Here is a 16852-nt window from a genome sequence, read left to right as displayed (position 1 = left end):
AGACGGCGCGCGCATCCGTGATCATCCGGATCGTGACAGCGCCCAGGCGACGATCTCGTACCGGCTGGCCAGGTCCAGCTTCTGCCGGATGTGCTCGAGATGCGATTCGACGGTACGGCGGGAGATCACCAGAGTCGACGCGATCTGGTCGTTGCTCAGTCCCTGACCGGCGAGGCCGGCAACTTCCAGTTCTCGGCCGGTGAGCGGCTTGTCGGTCGGTGTCGGTGGCGCGAGAGCCTCGGCCATGAGTTCGTCCTGCGTGAGCTGCCGGCCGGCCGCCATCAACCGATCTGCAACGCGGGCACCGACCTGTTGCCGGAGTCGCTCCACCACGGCGTCGCAGAAGATCGTGGTCGTGTCCGACATCCGCCCGCCACGACGACTCAGTGCGGTCGCGGCTCCGGCCAGCCGTAGGGCCGCGAGCGACCGTCCTTCGCTGGCTGCCAGGCTCGTGCTGGCCCACAACCATTCGGGATCCTCGATCAGACCGGACGCCTTGCGCAGCTCGGCGACCACGGCGGTCACGTGCTCGCGATGGGTTCGCACGTCGCCGACCACGGCCGCGCCGTAGGCGGTCCCGAGTCGACCGGCCACGGTCAGGGCGGCACCGCCGGTCGCCAGTCCGATCTCGAGTGCTTCGCGGCCGCAGGCAGCCCCGGCCGCCCAATCGCCGTCCTCATAGTGCGTCAGGCCGATCACGGTCAGGGCCCACCCGCGGCCTCGCTCATCACCGAGCCGGCGGGACATCGCGATGCTCTGCTCACACAGCTCCACAGCTTCCGCGGTCTCGCCGGTCGCCGCGGCGGCCAGCGCGAGATTACGTAGCGCCCGTGCGGTCCCGGACTCGTCGCCGAGTTGCCGATGCAGCTCGAGACTCTCCTGATAGGCGAGCCTGGCGGCCGCGTAGTCGCGTTGACGCCAGGCCAACCGCCCGAGCCGCGCCAGCGCGGTGGCACGCAGCGTCGGGTCGCCACGGTCGACGAACTCCTCCAGCCGGGCGCGTGCGTCGTTGACGTACCCGCGGTTCTCCCAGAAGTAGGCCAGCGCCGTGCACAAACGCAGTCCGAGATCGCCGGGTTGCGATCGCGCCCAGCTCAGGGCGGCGAGGAGATTGCCTTCGTCGCGCTGCAGCTCGATGACAGCGGAGGCTCGCTCGCTTCCGTGCAGGGCTGCGTCTCCTCGGCGCGCGACGGTCAGGTAGTGCGCCGCGTGGCGCGCTCGTACCGACGGTGCTTCGCCGAGGATCGAAGCGGCGTACTGGCGAACCGGTTCTAGTAGGTGGTAGCGGATGCGGCCGTCGGGCAGGCGATCGGTCAGCACCAAGGAATGGTCGACGAGTCCGGTCAGCGCACCGAGGAGGTCGTCGCCGAGGTCGGCGACGTACTCGACCGCGGCCAGGTCGAAGCCGCCGGCGAACACTGCCACTCGCTCGAACAGCAGCTGTTGCGGTGACGACAGTAGGTGATAGCTCCAGTCGAGCGCGGCCCGCATCGTGCCGTGCGTCTCCTGCAGCAGGGGAGCGAGGCGTCCCAGGATCTGTCGCGGTGACAAGACGCGGCTCCAGGCCGCAGCGAGCTCGATGGCGAGCGGCAGGCCGTCGAGCTTCCGGCAGATCTCGTCGACAGTCGACGCATCGACGGGAACATCGCCGGAGACGAGTGCGGCGCGATCGGCGAACAGGTCGCACGCGGACGTTCGCGCGAGCGGAGGCAGGCGGAAGACCTGCTCGCCGCGTACGCCGAGCGGGAGGCGGCTGGTGGTCAGGATGCGCACCGAGGGATAGGTCGCGAGCACCTGCTCGGCAATCCGCCTCGCTGCGTCGGCAATGTGCTCGCAGTTGTCCAGGATGACCAGGAGATCGGCGTCTGCGATGACCTCGGCGAGCACCGTCTCCGCCGAGGTGGACACCAGCTCGACGAGTACGACGCCGTCGCCGAACCGTGGTGCGATCCGCGTCGCGACCTCGCGACTCAGCCGGGTCTTGCCGGCGCCCGGCGGACCGGCGATGGTCACCAGTCGCGAACCGCGCACCGACCGCTCCACGTGCGCGAGCTCCTCGTCGCGTCCGAAGAAGCGGGTCAGGTCGTGGGGTAGTCCTCGCCGGCTGTGTGCTACTGGACGCCGTACCTCCAACAGAGTCTGATGCAAGACCTGGAGTTCCGGTGACGGGTCGGCGCCGAGCTCGTCGGCGAGACGAGAGCGCAGAGTCTCGTAGCGGTCGAGGGCCTCGGCCTTGCGGCCTGCGTCCGCGAGTGCGGTGAGCAGCCGCAGCCACAGGGTCTCCCGCAGGGGGAAGCGTGCGGTCAGCTCGTGCAGCTCGGGGATCCGCTGGAGGTGCTGACCGGTGGCGGCCTCGTTGTCGATCCTGCGCTCGCACGCGGTCAGGTAGCGCTCGATGAGTGCAGGTGCTTCGTGGTCCTTGAACCAGGCCGACAACGGCTCACCGAACGGATCACCACGCCAGAGTTCGAGAGCCGCGTCGAGCTCGGATCGGTCGAGCAGCTCACGGAACCGCAGTACGTCGACGGACTCCGGTGTGATGTCGAGCCGGTAGCCGGTCGGCTCGGTCGCGACGGTCTGGTCGCCGAGGACGCGGCGCAGGCGGCCGACGTACGTCTGCAGGCTGCCGCGAAGTCGCTCGGGTGGATCGTCGGACCAGAGGGCTCGACCGAGAGTGTCGAACGAGACGGTCCGGCCGCAGTTGAGGGCGAGGATCGCGAGCAGGGCCCGGACCTTGCGACCGGGCAGCGTCACCGGGTGGCCGTCGCGACAGATCTCGAACGGGCCGAGCAGCCGAATGTCGAGATGCGTCATCTCACCCCCGAGAGAATCGGCTTGCCAGCCTACCGAGTCGAAGGGTCGCAACGGACTGACAGCGAATCGGCAGCAGACCGGCAGCGCCGCCGCCTAGGTTTCGGACGGGAGTGCGATTGATCGGGGGATCATGCCGAGTGCGACGACTGTTCTGTCCTTCTGCCTCGCGGCGCTGGCGGTACTGCTCGTACCAGGACCATCAGTGGCCTTCGTGGTGGCCTGCAGCATCCAGCACGGGCGAATGGCCGGTCTGGCGTCAGTACTCGGTCTGGAATTGGGTGCACTCCTGCACGTCGCCGGAGCGGCTCTGGGGCTGGGCACGCTGCTCGCCTCGTCCCATGAGCTGTTCCAGGCGGTTCGATACGCCGGCGCCGCCTACCTGCTCGTCCTCGGCGTGCGGACGTTGCACAAGCGCACGGGCGAGGAGGGCGGTCCGAAGCATCGAGCCGTGTCCTCGTCCAGGTGGCGGCTGCTCCGCGACGGCATCTTCGTCGACGTGCTGAACGCGAAGACTGCGTTGTTCTTCGTCGCCTTTCTGCCGCAGTTCGTCCGTCCCGCGGAGGGGTCGGGACCGGCGCAGATCCTGGTGCTCGGCGGGTGCTTCGTCGTACTGGCCGCCGGGTGCGACGCGGCGTACGCGATCGCCGCCGGTGGTCTGGCGGATCGGGTCCGGGGATCGCACGGCGCCCGGCGGAGGCTCAGGCAGGCGACGGGTGGGGTCTACCTGGCCCTCGCCGGGGTGGCCGTGCTCATTTGAGGTCAGACGGTTTTGATGGCGGGGTCGCTGCGGCCTGGGGTGCCGGTTTCTACGTGACCGGCGAGGCGGCGGGTGTACGTCGCGTCCGTCGTGGTGGTGACAGTGACGTCGTACCAGTGTTCGGTGGTGTTGATGGTGTGGGTGGTCTTGCCCGGGCGGAGGTCGAGGCGCTGGGGCTTGCCGCCGTACGCGTTGGTGATGGTGACGCGGCGGGCGGTGTCGCTGGTCAGCGTGAGGTCGACATTGCCGGTGCGGGCGTTCTCGCGGGCGGTGATCTCCAGACCGGTGGCGGGCTTGCCCTGGAAGGTGCGCAGGAAGCCGTTCGGTCCGTGCACGGTCAGGTCGTAGACGCCGTTGGAGTAGATCGTGTTCCAGCTGTCCGCGATGCTCTTGCCGGCCTCGGTCGTGTAGGTCCACGGCCCATCGGTCCGGTTCGCCGACGTGATCAGGAACTGCGCCCCGGCGTGGGCACCAGAGCGGAAGCTCAGCGTGTACTTGCCGCCGGCAACCGATCCGTCGACGACCGGTGCGTAGGGCAACGGCCGGGTACGGCGGGTGCCGCGCTCCTGACCGGGGACGCGGCCGACCGACGGCGGCGTCGGCACGTAGTCCGGGTGCCGCTCGTTGTCCGGCGGCTCGTACGCCGATGTGTCCGGCAACTGGGCCGGCCGGGAACTCGTCGTACCGAAATCGAAGGCCGACGTCAGGTCACCGCAGATCGCCCGGCGCCACGGCGAGATGTTCGGCTCGTGGACGCCGAACCGGCGCTCCATGAACCGGATGATCGAGGTGTGGTCGAACACCTCCGAGCAGGTGAAGCCGCCGGTGCTCCACGGCGACACGACCAGCATCGGCACCCGCTGACCGAGACCGTACGCGCCGTGCGAGACCTGCGTGCCGGTGTACAGGTCGGGCGCCGGATCGACGGTCGACAGACCCTGCGCCGCGGACAGCGGCGGATACGGCGGGACGGTGTGGTCGAAGAAGCCGTCGTTCTCGTCGTACGTGATGAACAGTGCGGTCTTGCTCCACACCTCCGGGTTCGAGGTGAGCGCGTCGAGGACCTGGGAGATGTACCAGGCGCCGTAGTTCGCCGGCCAGTTCGGGTGTTCGGTGAACGCCTCCGGCGCCGCGATCCAGGAGATCTCGGGCAACCGGTCCGCCTTCACATCAGCCGTCAACCGGGCGAACAGGCTCTCGCCGGCCTTCGCGTTCGTGCCCACGCGCGCCTTGTCGTACAAGGGGTTCCCGGGCTGGGCGTTGCGGTAGTTGTTGAAGTACAGCAGCGAGTTGTCACCGTAGTTGCCGCGGTAGGCGTCGTCGATCCAGCCCCAGCCGCCGGCCGCGTCGAGCCCGTCGCCGATGTCCTGGTAGATCTTCCACGAGACCCCGGCCTGCTCGAGCCGTTCCGGGTACGTCGTCCAGCCGTAGCCGGCCTCGTCGTTCCCGAGGACCGGGCCGCCGCCGCTGCCGTCGTTCCCGGTGTAGCCGGTCCACATGTAGTACCGGTTCGGGTCGGTCGAGCCCATGAACGAGCAGTGGTACGCGTCGCACAGGGTGAACCTGTCGGCGAGCGCGTAATGGAACGGGATGTCCTCGCGGGTCAGGTAGGCCATCGTGGTCGCGGTCTTGGCCGGGATCCACTGGTCGTACTTGCCGTTGTTCACCGCCTGGTGCGCGTCGGACCAGCTGTGCGCGAGGTCCTGGATGAACTGCAGGCCCAGGTTGTCCGCCTCGGGCCGGAACGGGAGGATCTCCTTCCCGGCGCCGTCGGTCTGGTGCCACACGGGCTTGCCGCTGGGCAGCGTCACCGGCCGCGGATCGCCGAAGCCGCGGACGCCCTTGAGAGTGCCGAAGTAGTGGTCGAACGAGCGGTTCTCCTGCATCAGGACGACGATGTGCTCGACGTCCTTGATGTCACCGAACCGGCGGTGCGCGGGGATCGCGGCGGCCTGCTCGATGCTGTTGGCCATCGCGGCGAACGCGGCGGACGCACCGGCGAGCTGCAGGAATCTGCGGCGGTTGATGTCTGGCATGCCTGCTCTCCTTGTGGGCGGAGGGGACGGATGGAGGGTTCAGCACCAGCACGGCATCGCAGGCACCCTAGCTTGAACGATTAACCGACGGAAGATGAACTTTGCTGCTCCGTTCGCGTCGGTTCCAAACCGTCCTGCGCGTTCAAGGGGTGGCCTGATGCGGCCGATGGATTGCCCCTTGCAGACAACGGGCGGAGACTGGACTGGCGCGGCCTGGGGGACTCGGGGCAGGGGGCTGCGATGGGCGGGCGGGCGCTCGCTGGGGGCGCCGGAACACGGGCGGAGCAGGAGCGGCTCCGAGGGCAGCTCGCGGCCCTGACCGATCAGTTCGCCGCCGCCAACGAGGTGCTCTCCGCCGTCGGCCGCTCCGCCGGAGACCCCGACACTGTCCTCACCACCGTGGTCGAGAGCGCGTGCCGTCTCTGTCGTTCGCAGGCCGCACAGCTGTATCTGTTCGAGGACGACTATTACCGGCTGATCAAGACGGTCGGAATGTCGGCGGAGGCGATCCGCTACATCACTGAACATCCAATCCCGATGGATCGGGGGACGATGATCGGGCGGGTTGGCTTGACTCGCAGCACCCAGCAGATCGCCGATGTGTTGGCGGACCCCGATTACAACCGGCAGGACCTGCAGCGGGTGGCCGGCTTCCGGACCACGATGGGCGCACCGATGCTCATCGACGACGAGGTTGTTGGCGTACTGGCCGTCTGGCGTAATGAGGTCAGCCTGTTCCAGGAGCGGGAGCGGGACTTGGTCACGGGCTTCGCCGGGCAGGCGGCGATGGCGGTGAACAGCGTCAAGCTCGTCCAGCAGCTCGAGGCGCGGGGCGCGGAGCTGACCCGCAGGCTCGGTGAGCTGGAGGCGTTGCGCGAGGTCGGGGAAGCGGTCAACTCCAGTCTCGATGTGGCGAACGTATTGTCGACAATCGCCAAGCATGCGGTCCGGATCTCCGCGACCGACGGCGGCTCGATCATGGAGTACGACGAGGACGCGCAATGCTTCCTGGTCCGCAGCGTCTACCAGACCGCTCCGAGCGTGATCGAACGGCTGCGCGATACCCGCATCCATCTCGACGAGACTCTCGTCGGTCGCGCCGCCAAGCTCGGCCGGCCCTTGGCGGTGCCCGACCTGAGCGCGGTCGAGCGCGACCCGCATCTGGAGGTTCTGTACGACGCCGGCTGGCGCTCACTGGTCGCCGTACCGATGCTGCGCGAGGGACAGATCGTCGGTTCGCTGGTGGTCCGCCGGATGCGACCGGGTGAGTTCGCCGAGGAGACGCTGACGTTGCTGGAGATGTTCGCGGATCAGTCGACGCTCGCCCTGCTGAACGCGCAGCTCTACCGCGAGCTGAAGCAGCGCAGCGCGGAGCTCGAGGTCGCAAGCCGGCACAAGTCGGAGTTCCTCGCCAGCATGTCCCACGAGCTCCGGACGCCGCTGAACGCCGTCCTCGGGTTCTCCGAAGTCCTGCTGGAGCGCATGTTCGGCGACCTGAACGAACGCCAGGAGGAGTACCTGCGCGACATCCACGGCTCGGGCAAGCACCTGCTCGAACTGCTGAACGAGATCCTCGACCTGTCCAAGGTCGAGGCCGGACGGATGGAGCTGGAGTACTCGACCTTCCCGCTGCGCCGCGTGCTCGACAACACCGCGTCGATGCTGCGCGAACGGGCGGCCGCGCACGGCATCGAGCTGCACGTCGAGGTCGGTCCGGGCATCGACCAGGTGTACGCCGACGAGCTCCGGCTGAAGCAGGTCGTGCTGAACCTGGCGACCAACGCGGTGAAGTTCACCGGCGACGACGGAGCGGTCGTGATCCGTGCGACGCGGTCCGGGGCAGAGGTCCACATCGCTGTCACCGACACCGGCCGCGGCGTACCGCCGGAGGACCGGGAGCGGATCTTCGAGTCGTTCCAGCAGGGCGGCCGCGGCCCGTCGCAGGAGGAGGGCACCGGCCTCGGGCTGACGCTGTCGCGCCGGATCGTCGAGCTGCTCGGTGGGCGGATGTGGCTGGACAGCGAGATCGGGGTCGGCAGCACGTTCGGATTCTCGTTGCGGAGCAGGGAGAGCGACCCGGGGCCCGACGCGGCCCGGACCGTCGGCGACGTGGTCGTGATCGAGGACGACCGCCCGTCGCTCGACCTGATCACGGCGTACCTGTCCGGTGCCGCGCTGCGGGTGACGGTGGCCGGCGACGGCCAGTCCGGACTGGACGCCGTACGCCGAGTGCGGCCCGCCGTGGTCCTGCTGGACATCCGGCTGCCGGGGATCGACGGCTGGGCCGTACTGCAGGCGCTGAAGGCCGAGGCGAAGACCCGCGACATCCCGGTCATCATCGTGTCGATTGTCGACGAACGGACCCGAGGCACCCAGCTCGGTGCCGCTGCCTATCTGGTCAAGCCGGTGAGCCGGGACGCGTTGCTCCAGGCCTTGCGGGCAGTGGGAGCCGTCGCGGGAGACGAGGGGGAGGACCGATGAGTCCAGGACTGATTTTGGTGGTGGAGGACAACCCGAAGAACCTGAAGCTGTTGCGCGACGTGCTGCGGTTCTCCGGCTATGACGTGATCGAGGCGACCTCCGGTGAGGACGGTGTCCGGCTGGCCGAGTCCGAGCAACCGGACCTGATCCTGATGGATCTGCAGCTGCCCGGGATCGACGGTGCCGAGGCCCTGCGCCGCATCCGTGCGAGCGAACACAGTCGCGCCGTACCGGTCGTCGCGGTGACCGCGTTCGCGATGGATCACGATCGCGAGCACGCGTTCGCGTCGGGCTTCACGGGGTACGTCGAGAAGCCGATCAGCGTCCGCCTCCTGCCACAGCAAGTCCGGGACTTCCTCCAGCTCGGAGGTGCACGATGACCAAGGTGCTCGTGGTCGACGACCAGCCACCGAACGTACGACTGCTGGAGGCGATCCTCACACCGCGCGGGTACGACGTCCTCACCGCGTCATCGGGGGAACAGGCGCTGGAGGTGATCGCGGCCGAGGACGTCGACCTCGTGCTGCTCGACATCCTGATGCCCGGGATCGACGGCTACGAGGTGTGCCGCCGGATCCGCGACCAGGTGGACACGGCGTACCTGCCGGTGGTGATGGTCACGGCCAGCGGCGACGAGCAGAAGGTGAAGGCGCTCGAGGCCGGCGCCGACGACTTCCTGACCAAGCCGGTCAACCAGAGCGAACTGCTGGCCCGGGTCGCCTCGCTGGCGAGGATCAAGGACTATCAGGACACGATCAAGCGCCAGGCGTCGGAGTTGTCGGCGTGGAACCAGGAACTGGAGTCGCGGGTCGAGAGCCAGGTCTCGCAACTGCAGCGCATGAACCGGCTGCGTCGCTTCCTCAGCCCGCAGCTGGCCGAGCTGATCGTGGACTCCGGCGACGAGTCGTTCCTGGCCAGTCACCGGCGCGAGATCGTCGTGGTCTTCTGCGACCTGCGCGGCTTCACCACGTTCGCCGAGGCGAGCGAGCCGGAGGAGGTGATGGGGGTACTGGAGGAGTACCACCACGCGCTCGGTGACCTGATCTTCCGGTTCGAGGGAACGCTGGAACGGTTCGCGGGCGACGGCCTGATGGTGTTCTTCAACGACCCGGTGCGCTGCGAGGACGGACCGCTGCGCGCTCTGCGGATGAGCGTCGCGATGCGTACCAGGGTCCGTGGACTGGCCGAGGCGTGGAGCCGCCGCGGGCACGACCTCGGGCTCGGCATCGGGATCGCCCAGGGCTACGCGACGCTCGGCACGATCGGGTTCGACGGACGACTGGACTACGCCGCGATCGGCAGCGTGACCAACCTGGCCGCGCGGCTGTGCGCCGACGCCGAGGCCTGGCAGATCCTCGTTACCGAACGGGTCTACAGCGCCGCCGGCAACGCGGTCATCGGTGAGGACGCCGGGCTGCGGGAGGTCCGTGGTTTCAGCCGGACCGTGCACGCGTACAGCATTCGCGGTCTCGACAACTCCAAGGTCGCGTCATGACCGGCGACCTGTGGACGGCTCCGGGTGAGGCGGCTCGTGGCCTGTCCACACTGACCGAGGACGAGCGGTACGAGTACTTCGATCAGTTGCAGTCGCGGATGGCCGGGGTGTGGGCGGCGATGCGGCTCAACCACGACGACGAGTCGGTGGTCGTCGTACCGTCGCTGACGCTGGACAGGACCGAGTCGGCCGGGACCGGGACGATGATGCAGGCCTACGAGGAGCGGTTCCTGTTCCTGCTGATCCTGTTGCGGGAGCCGCGGCTGCGGATGATCTACGTGACCTCGGTACCGATCGCGCCCGAGATCATCGAGTACTACCTGGCGCTGCTGCCCGGCGTGATCCCGAGTCATGCGCGGGCCCGGCTGTCGCTGATCGCGGTGAACGACGCCACGCCGATCTCGCTCAGCGAGAAGCTGCTGGCTCGGCCGCGGCTGCTCCAGCGGATCGCCGACCTGATCCCCAATCCGTTGCGGTCGCACCTGATTCCCTACAACACCACCGAGCTCGAGCGTGACGTCGCGATCAGCCTCGGCATTCCGATGTACGCCGCCGATCCGCGACTAGCTCCGCTGGGTTCGAAGTCCGGGTGCCGCCGGTTGTTCGCCGAGATCGGCGTACCGCATCCGCTCGGGGCGGAGAACCTGCGCACGCTCGATGAGATCGCCGACGCACTTCTCGCGATGCGGGCCGAACGGCCCACGATGGACAGCGCGATCGTGAAGCTCAACGAAGGCGTGTCCGGCGAGGGCAACGCGGTCGTGCGGCTGAAGGGTTTGCCCGCGCCTGGGTCAGCGGGCGAGCGCGACGAGGTGCTGGAACGCCTGCGGGCGATGGAGCTGGAGTCGCAGAAGATGCCGTTCGAGACGTACGTCGCAAAGTTCGCGGAGAACGGTGGCATCGTCGAGGAGCGGATCGTCGGTACGGAGTTGCAGAGTCCGAGCGTGCAACTGCGAGTCGTGCCCGGCGGTGCCGTCGAGATGTTGTCGACCCACGACCAACTGCTCGGCGGTGCGAGCGGCCAGAGCTACCTGGGATGCATCTTCCCGGCAGCACCGCAGTACGCGCGGATCATCTCCGAGCACGCTGCGACGATCGGGCGGCGGCTGGCGAGCGAAGGGGCGCTCGGGCGGTTCGCGATCGACTTCGTCGTGGTCAAGGACGAGCTCGGCGGCTGGACGCCGTACGCGATCGAACTGAACCTGCGCAAGGGCGGGACGACGCATCCGTTCCTCACACTGCAGTTCCTGACCGACGGGCGCTACGACCCGCGGACCGCGCTGTTCCTGACGTCGAGCGGCCAGGAGAAACATCTGGTCGCGACCGATCACCTCGAGTCGGAACTTCTGAAGGGCCTGATGCCCGCGGACCTGTTCGACATTGTGGCGCGGCACGGCCTGCACTTCGACCAGTCGAAGCAGGTCGGCATCGTGTTCCACATGATCAGCTGCCTGACCGAGAAGGGCAGGCTGGGGATGACCGCTGTGGGCGACACTCCGGCCGAGGCGGATCGCCGGTACCGTGATGCTTCCCGCATCGTGCTGGCGGAGGCCGAGCAAGCCTTCGTGGAGCGTCCCCTCCCGATCTGAGAGGTTCGATGGAGCGAGTCTGGTACGTCGCCTACGGTTCCAACCTCGCCCTCGACCGCTTCCGCTGCTACCTGGCCGGCGGCCGCCCGGCCGGCGGCGCGCGCGTGTATCCGGGCTGCCGGGATCACAGCGATCCCGAGCAGATCGCGGGCGTCGACGTACCCGGGCGGCTTCTCTTCGCCGGGGCCTCCAAGGTCTGGGGCGGCGGGTCCGCCTTCTACGATCCGGCCGGGCCCGGCCGTGTCGCCGGACGTGCGTACCTGCTGACCCCGGGCCAGCTCGGCGACGTCGCCGCGCAGGAGATGCGTCGCGAGCCGGGCGGTCCCTTCGCCCGCGACCTCGCCGGCCTCCTGGCCAACGTCGAGTCCCTCCACACCATGGGTCCGGGCCGCTACGAAACCGTCGCTCGCCTCGGCGAACGCGATGGCCTCCCGATGTTCACCGTCACCCACGGCAACGCTTCCGACCTGGACCCGGTCGCCCCCACAGCGCCGTACCTGCGCTGGATAGCCACCGGCCTGACCGAAGCGCACGGCTGGACCACCGAGCAGATCGTGGACTACCTGTCGGCCGCGCCGGGCGTCCCCGAAGGCTGGACGCCCGACGCACTGACCGACCTGTTTACCGCTTGATCGCGACGCAGGTGGCGGTGGACTTCTTGGTGGGGTCGCTCTCGGAGGTGGCGGTGAGAGTGATCTTGGCGAGTGGAGCGGTGCCGGCCTTGGCGTAGACCGGGACGTTCACGTGCTGGCCGGCGTTGGCGGTTGCCAGGGCGTTGGGCAGCTGGACATTCCAGTTCTTGCCGTCGACCGTCGCGGACACGCGGTACACGTCGCCCTTGAGGTACGACGTGACGTCCTCCGGGTGCTGTGCTCCGGCGCCGGCCTTGCCGGTGTTGGTGAGGGAGAAGTTGCAGGTCTGGACGCCGCCCTGGCCCGGCTTGGCGACCGTGGGCAGGACCCGGACACCGCGCTTCTGCGGGCCGGCGCCGTCGAGCGAGCGGATCGCGACCGTGTAGGACAGGACGCCCTTGCTGTCGTGGTGGATGTTGGTGATGTAGAAGTGCAGCCGGTTGGCGGTGTCGGTGTACTCGTACTCGCTGCCGGAGTTCGTGCCCGCGTGGAACAGGGCGTCGGACAGCTGCCGGTAGTCGCCGATGGTGATCGGTACCTCGGTGCCGTCGGGCAGCACGTAGTCGGTCATCTTGATGTCCTGCGGGTTCGCGTCGACGACCCACTCGAACGGCGCCCGGTCCTGGTTCTTGGTCTTCGCCAGCAGGACCCCGGAGTCGGGCGTGAACGAGTCGGTGCCCATCCGGTCGACCACCTCGACCGTGTAGTTCTGGTACCCGCGGCCGTCGCACAACGCGTCGGTGTTCACGTCACAGGGCGGTGCCAGATCGCCGGCGCCACCGAGCTCGATGTTGACCCCGGACAGGCCCTTCGCTCCAGGCTCGACGGACCGTGCGGTGACGTCGGCGATCACCACACCCGACGAGGCGAGGGCTTCGCGGGACAGCCGGAGGACGTTCTGTTCGTCGACCATCTGCAGCTTCAGCTTGTTCCGCAGCATGTGTTGTGCGCCCATCGAGGCACCACCCGTGGCCGGGATCATCCACCGGCTGTGGGGTCCGCCGGGACCGTTGAAGCTGCCGCGGCTGAGCATCTCCCAGATGCCGGTGTACGCGCGTCTCGGTGGTACGCCGTACGGGTTGTTGTAGTTGTCGCCGATCCCCAGGATGTGGCTGAACTCGTGCGCGAAGACCGCCATCCCGGAGCTCTCGGCCTGGGTCGACGAACCGCCGCCGGCGTTCGGCCAGATCGACGCGCCGGCTGCCCACGAGGTCCAGTCGACGTACCGGGTGTCCGACCAGTTCGGCAATGCCGGGTCGGGCGGGCCGAACTCCTCGGTGACGTCCTCCTTGTTCGGGAACTTCATCATCCCGAACTCCTGCCAGGTGGACGATTCGTCCTGCCCGGCGCTGAGGAAGAACACGAAGTCGAACCCGGCCGGGACCTCGGGCCCCTGGTCGGCGACCCAGGCGGCGCGGCCGTCGGCGCGGATGTCCTTCGTGCAGTCGTCACCGGCCGGGCAGGCGGAGTCGCCCTGGAACTCCATCGCGTACTCGTGCGACTTGCCCGGCATTCGGTACGGACCGAACGCGGTCAGGTTGACGCCGTACCGGCCGCCGGAGTCCTCCATCCAGTACTCGTGCAGGGTGTGTCCGCGGTTCAGCGCGCTGGGGGCGTTGAGGAAGTTCTTGTAGAACTGCGCGACCTGGTCCCGCGGTACGCCGTTGGCCTCGGCGCTCGGGTTGCCGAACGGCGTCGAGCCCTTCGGCTTGGTGATGACGAAGTCCTGGTTCGGGTAGTCGACCAGCACGAGCGCACCCTTGAACGTCCGCGCCGATCCCGGCACCGCGGGATCGGCCCAGTTCGTCCCGGGCGGCTTGCGGTAGTCGTTCCAGGTCATGTGGTCGGGGTTCTCCCAGTTCTGCGGATCGATCGGCCCAGGCAGGCCGTCCTTCGCCGTGGTGGCGATCCGCTGTTCCGGCCCGGCCGTGCCCGACTCCTGCCACGGTTGCTTCTGTGGCCAGTGCGGATACTGCCAGGCGTTCGCGGGATCCGGGGGAGCGGTGGCGTCCGGCGCGGCGAGCGCGAGACTCGGCACCGAGACAGCAGCCAGTACGGCGACCAGCCGCACAACGACAAGACGGTATTTCCGTAGCTCAGACACGGGCGGGCATCCGATCAACGAGTGGGCGGGACAGCCATGAGCATGCCTTGGCGACACCCCTGACGACAACAGGTGAGATCACTGTATACAGTATGGAGTGAAGTGGTTAGCCTGGGCGCTTGCGTCGACTGTGGATGGAGGACCCATGTATTCAGTCACCGACCCGGCCACGGGTGTGCTGATCGAGGAAGTCGCGAACTCGACGGACGAGCAGGTGCGGGAGTCGATCGGGCGGGTGTACTCCGGCTATCCGGGGTGGCGACGCCGGACTGTCGAGGAGCGGGCCGCGATCGTGGCACGCGCCGCGGACCTGTTCGAACAGCGGACCGACGAACTGGCCGCGATCATGACGCAGGAGATGGGCAAGCGGATCAACGAGGGCCGCGGCGAGGTCGGCATCGTGGTCGACATCTTCCGGTACTACGCCGAGAACGGACCGGCGTTGCTGGCCGACGAACCGCTGGACATCAAGGGCGGACAGGCGGTCATCACGAAGGGCCCGATCGGCGCGCTGCTCGGGATCATGCCGTGGAACTTCCCGTGCTACCAGGTGGCCCGGTTCGTCGCGCCGAACCTGGTGCTCGGCAACACCATCCTGCTCAAGCACGCGTCGATCTGCCCGCGCTCGGGTCGCGCGATCGAGGAGATCCTGCGGGCGGCCGGCGTACCGGACGACGTGTACGTGAACACGTTCGCGTCCAGCCGGCAGATCCCGGCGATCCTGGCCGACCCGCGGATCGTGGGCGTCTCGCTGACCGGCAGCGAGCAGGCCGGCGTGTCGGTCGCCGCCGAAGCCGGTAAGAACCTGAAGAAGACCGTGCTCGAGCTCGGCGGGTCCGACCCGCTGATCGTGCTCGACACCGCCGACATGGACGAAACCGTCAACGCGACCGCCACAGCCCGGATGCGGAACTGCGGCCAGTCCTGCAACGCGCCGAAGCGGATGATCGTGCTCGCCGACATCTACGCGGAGTACGTCGACCGCCTGACCAAACGCGTCGCCGAGTACTACGTCCCCGGCGACCCCGCCGACCCGGAGACGAAGCTGCCGCCGCTCGCCTCGGACGCGGCCGCGGACGAGGTCGCGGGCCAGGTGGCGAAGGCGGTCGAGCAGGGCGCGACCCTGCGCACCGGCGGCCGGCGGATCACCCCGGGCGCGTTCCTCGAAGCGACTGTGCTGACCGACGTCACGCCGGAGATGGACGCGTACTACGAGGAGATCTTCGGACCGGTGGTGATCGTGTTCAAGGCCGGGACCGAGGCTGAGGCGATCGCTCTCGCGAACGACACGCCGTTCGGTCTCGGCGCATCGGTCTGGGGCACCGACAACGAGCGCTCCCGGCGCGTCGCCGAACAGATCGAGGCCGGCATGGTCTACCTGAACCGGGCCGGCGGTTCCCAGGCCGACCTCCCGTTCGGAGGCATCAAGCGCTCCGGCATGGGCCGCGAACTCGGGCCGGCCGGCATCGAGGAGTTCATGAACAAGAAGTCCATCCGCTTGTAGCGGGCAGGCCATCCAGACGCTCCACCTCACGTCGTACTACTACGTGCCGTCCACGGAGTACGTGACCCCGACCAGCGCCAACGTGCAGGCAGCCTTCCAGCCGGTGGTCGTCCGGCCGTGACCCGGCCGTGTCAGGAGTTGCCGCGCTCGCACGCGATGCCGTCGCCGTTGCGGTCCAGGTCGCGCGAGTAGCCGGGGTCGCCGCGATGCAGCGGCGCCTTGCCGGCGGCGCGGACCTCGGCGCAGTCCCGGTACTGGACCGCGCTCACGACCGATGCCGACGGCGTCGACGAGACGCTCGGCGTCGCTGATGGCCCGGGGCCCGTTGGCGGCTCCGTTGGCTCGACGACCAGCGTTCCTTGCGGCGTGGCCGACGGTGCCGGTGTCGACGTCGGCGTGCGCTCGATCTGCCGGGTCGGCTTCTCGGTACGACGCAGCGTCGGCGACTCGGTGGTGGGTGCGACCGAGGTGGACCGGATCGTCGTTGGTTCCGGAGCCGTCGCCGAGGTGACCGTGTCGCCGCTGCTGAACGGCTGGTAGTACAGCAGGGCGCCGATCAGGGCAAGCGGGATCACCGTGATCGCCGCCAGCTTGACGGTGCTCGGACCTCCGTACCGTCCGAACGGGCCGCGAACCCGGCGCCCGCGCTCGTCGACCCAGAAGGACCATCCCGCCGGCGCCGGCGGCCACGACTCGTTCGGCCGCCAGCGTCTCGGTGGCCGCCACCGCGCCGTCGGCGGATCGGGCCAGTCAGGCGGTGTGTTGAACTTCCTCACGCAAACCTCCCCCAGTACCCGCAGCAGCCTAGCGAGAGCGGCGCCAGAGGCAAGTGCCGGGGTCGGAACCCCTTGTCTTCATACGCTTGAACGGTAGTGAGTGCTAGGTCTCGTTGACGGACCCAGCTCGGGCGTGTGAAGCTCGGTCCATGACGGAGACTCAGGAGCAGACGCGCAGCCGGACCTTCTCGTGGACCGACCCGGCGCTGACCGCTGCGCGGCTCGGGACCACGTCCGGGCTCGAGATGCTGCACGCGATGGGCAACGGCGAGATCCCGGCGCCGCCGATCCTGCAACTGGTCGGCGCCACCGGGATCGAGGCAGAGGAGGGCCGGGTCACCGTGTTGATGCCGGCGCAGGAATTCCACTACAACCCGCTCGGCACCGTGCACGGCGGGATCATCGCGACCCTGCTCGACACGGCCGCCGGCTGCACCGTCCACTCGACGTTGCCGGCCGGGTTCGGCTACACCTCGCTGGACCTGATGACGCGTTTCATCAAGCCCGTGACGATCAGGTCGGGTCTGCTCCGCTGCGAAGGCGGCATCATCAGCCGCGGCCGCCGTACTGCGGTCGCGGAGTCACGGCTGTTCGACGAGGCCGGCGCGCTGCTGGCTCACGCCACCTCCACCTGCTTGATCTTCGAGCTGCCGACCGCCTGACC

12 protein-coding genes are annotated in these 16852 nt (G+C 68.6%); 8 read left to right on the top strand and 4 right to left on the bottom strand.

Annotated features, from left to right (window positions below):
• Window positions 1-21 precede the first annotated feature (21 nt).
• The gene (locus AB0I34_RS11995) at window positions 22-2814 is read right to left on the bottom strand and encodes a BTAD domain-containing putative transcriptional regulator (RefSeq protein ID WP_360443587.1); all 2793 of its coding nucleotides are present in this window, start codon (window positions 2812-2814) and stop codon (window positions 22-24) included.
• A gap of 130 nt (window positions 2815-2944) precedes the next feature.
• On the opposite strand from AB0I34_RS11995, the gene AB0I34_RS11990 reads away from it, so the two are divergent.
• The gene (locus tag AB0I34_RS11990; RefSeq protein ID WP_360443584.1) at window positions 2945-3571 is read left to right on the top strand and encodes a LysE family translocator; all 627 of its coding nucleotides are present in this window, start codon (window positions 2945-2947) and stop codon (window positions 3569-3571) included.
• A 2-nt stretch (window positions 3572-3573) separates the two neighbouring features.
• Here AB0I34_RS11990 and AB0I34_RS11985 read toward each other — a convergent pair whose 3' ends face one another.
• Window positions 3574-5607: a phosphocholine-specific phospholipase C gene (locus tag AB0I34_RS11985; RefSeq protein ID WP_360443581.1), complete on the bottom strand. Its 2034-nt coding sequence runs from the start codon at window positions 5605-5607 to the stop codon at window positions 3574-3576.
• 240 nt (window positions 5608-5847) lie between these two features.
• Between AB0I34_RS11985 and AB0I34_RS11980 the strand changes: the two genes are divergently transcribed.
• Genes AB0I34_RS11980 through AB0I34_RS11960 form a run of 5 tightly spaced genes read left to right on the top strand, consistent with a single transcriptional unit; the run spans window position 5848 to window position 11804 of the window.
• Window positions 5848-8088, top strand: coding sequence for a GAF domain-containing protein (locus AB0I34_RS11980; RefSeq protein ID WP_360443578.1), 2241 nt, complete (start codon window positions 5848-5850; stop codon window positions 8086-8088).
• Window positions 8085-8468, top strand: a complete 384-nt coding sequence (locus tag AB0I34_RS11975; protein WP_360443575.1) for a response regulator — start codon at window positions 8085-8087, stop codon at window positions 8466-8468. The genes AB0I34_RS11980 and AB0I34_RS11975 overlap by 4 nt, the downstream gene beginning before the upstream one ends.
• Window positions 8465-9583 carry a response regulator gene (locus AB0I34_RS11970; protein WP_360443572.1) on the top strand — a complete coding sequence of 373 codons (1119 nt, stop codon included), beginning with the start codon at window positions 8465-8467 and terminating at the stop codon, window positions 9581-9583. Before AB0I34_RS11975 ends, AB0I34_RS11970 begins: the two co-directional genes overlap by 4 nt.
• Window positions 9580-11172 (top strand): peptide ligase PGM1-related protein, encoded by a 1593-nt coding sequence (locus AB0I34_RS11965; RefSeq protein ID WP_360443569.1) that lies wholly within the window; start codon window positions 9580-9582, stop codon window positions 11170-11172. The genes AB0I34_RS11970 and AB0I34_RS11965 overlap by 4 nt, the downstream gene beginning before the upstream one ends.
• 8 nt (window positions 11173-11180) lie before the next feature.
• Window positions 11181-11804: a histone deacetylase gene (locus AB0I34_RS11960; RefSeq protein ID WP_360443566.1), complete on the top strand. Its 624-nt coding sequence runs from the start codon at window positions 11181-11183 to the stop codon at window positions 11802-11804.
• On the opposite strand, the gene AB0I34_RS11955 is transcribed toward AB0I34_RS11960, so the two are convergent.
• Window positions 11794-13908: a M6 family metalloprotease domain-containing protein gene (locus AB0I34_RS11955; protein WP_360443563.1), complete on the bottom strand. Its 2115-nt coding sequence runs from the start codon at window positions 13906-13908 to the stop codon at window positions 11794-11796. The two genes, AB0I34_RS11960 and AB0I34_RS11955, sit on opposite strands and share 11 nt — an antisense overlap.
• Window positions 13909-14053: 145 nt before the next feature.
• On the opposite strand from AB0I34_RS11955, the gene AB0I34_RS11950 reads away from it, so the two are divergent.
• On the top strand, window positions 14054-15412 hold the full coding sequence (locus AB0I34_RS11950) for an NAD-dependent succinate-semialdehyde dehydrogenase (RefSeq protein WP_360443560.1): 1359 nt from the start codon (window positions 14054-14056) through the stop codon (window positions 15410-15412).
• 131 nt (window positions 15413-15543) lie between these two features.
• Here AB0I34_RS11950 and AB0I34_RS11945 read toward each other — a convergent pair whose 3' ends face one another.
• Window positions 15544-16188 carry an excalibur calcium-binding domain-containing protein gene (locus AB0I34_RS11945; RefSeq protein ID WP_360443557.1) on the bottom strand — a complete coding sequence of 215 codons (645 nt, stop codon included), beginning with the start codon at window positions 16186-16188 and terminating at the stop codon, window positions 15544-15546.
• A 149-nt stretch (window positions 16189-16337) separates the two neighbouring features.
• Here AB0I34_RS11945 and AB0I34_RS11940 point away from each other — a divergent pair, with 149 nt between their 5' ends.
• Window positions 16338-16850 carry a PaaI family thioesterase gene (locus tag AB0I34_RS11940; protein WP_360443554.1) on the top strand — a complete coding sequence of 171 codons (513 nt, stop codon included), beginning with the start codon at window positions 16338-16340 and terminating at the stop codon, window positions 16848-16850.
• Window positions 16851-16852 lie beyond the last annotated feature (2 nt).

The sequence above is a fragment of the Kribbella sp. NPDC050281 genome (assembly GCF_040655855.1).
Lineage (GTDB): Bacteria > Actinomycetota > Actinomycetes > Propionibacteriales > Kribbellaceae > Kribbella.
Note: the sequence above shows the minus strand (reverse complement) of the source record. Positions and strands in the feature narration are given on the sequence as shown.

Coding starts and splice junctions, on each gene's coding strand:
- AB0I34_RS11960 (WP_360443566.1), top strand. CDS start 11,181: ATGGAGCGAGTCTGGTACGTCGCCTACGGTTCCAACCTCGCCCTCGAC.
- AB0I34_RS11940 (WP_360443554.1), top strand. CDS start 16,338: ATGACGGAGACTCAGGAGCAGACGCGCAGCCGGACCTTCTCGTGGACC.
- AB0I34_RS11965 (WP_360443569.1), top strand. CDS start 9,580: ATGACCGGCGACCTGTGGACGGCTCCGGGTGAGGCGGCTCGTGGCCTG.
- AB0I34_RS11970 (WP_360443572.1), top strand. CDS start 8,465: ATGACCAAGGTGCTCGTGGTCGACGACCAGCCACCGAACGTACGACTG.
- AB0I34_RS11995 (WP_360443587.1), bottom strand. CDS start 2,814: ATGACGCATCTCGACATTCGGCTGCTCGGCCCGTTCGAGATCTGTCGC.
- AB0I34_RS11980 (WP_360443578.1), top strand. CDS start 5,848: ATGGGCGGGCGGGCGCTCGCTGGGGGCGCCGGAACACGGGCGGAGCAG.
- AB0I34_RS11950 (WP_360443560.1), top strand. CDS start 14,054: ATGTATTCAGTCACCGACCCGGCCACGGGTGTGCTGATCGAGGAAGTC.
- AB0I34_RS11975 (WP_360443575.1), top strand. CDS start 8,085: ATGAGTCCAGGACTGATTTTGGTGGTGGAGGACAACCCGAAGAACCTG.
- AB0I34_RS11990 (WP_360443584.1), top strand. CDS start 2,945: ATGCCGAGTGCGACGACTGTTCTGTCCTTCTGCCTCGCGGCGCTGGCG.
- AB0I34_RS11985 (WP_360443581.1), bottom strand. CDS start 5,607: ATGCCAGACATCAACCGCCGCAGATTCCTGCAGCTCGCCGGTGCGTCC.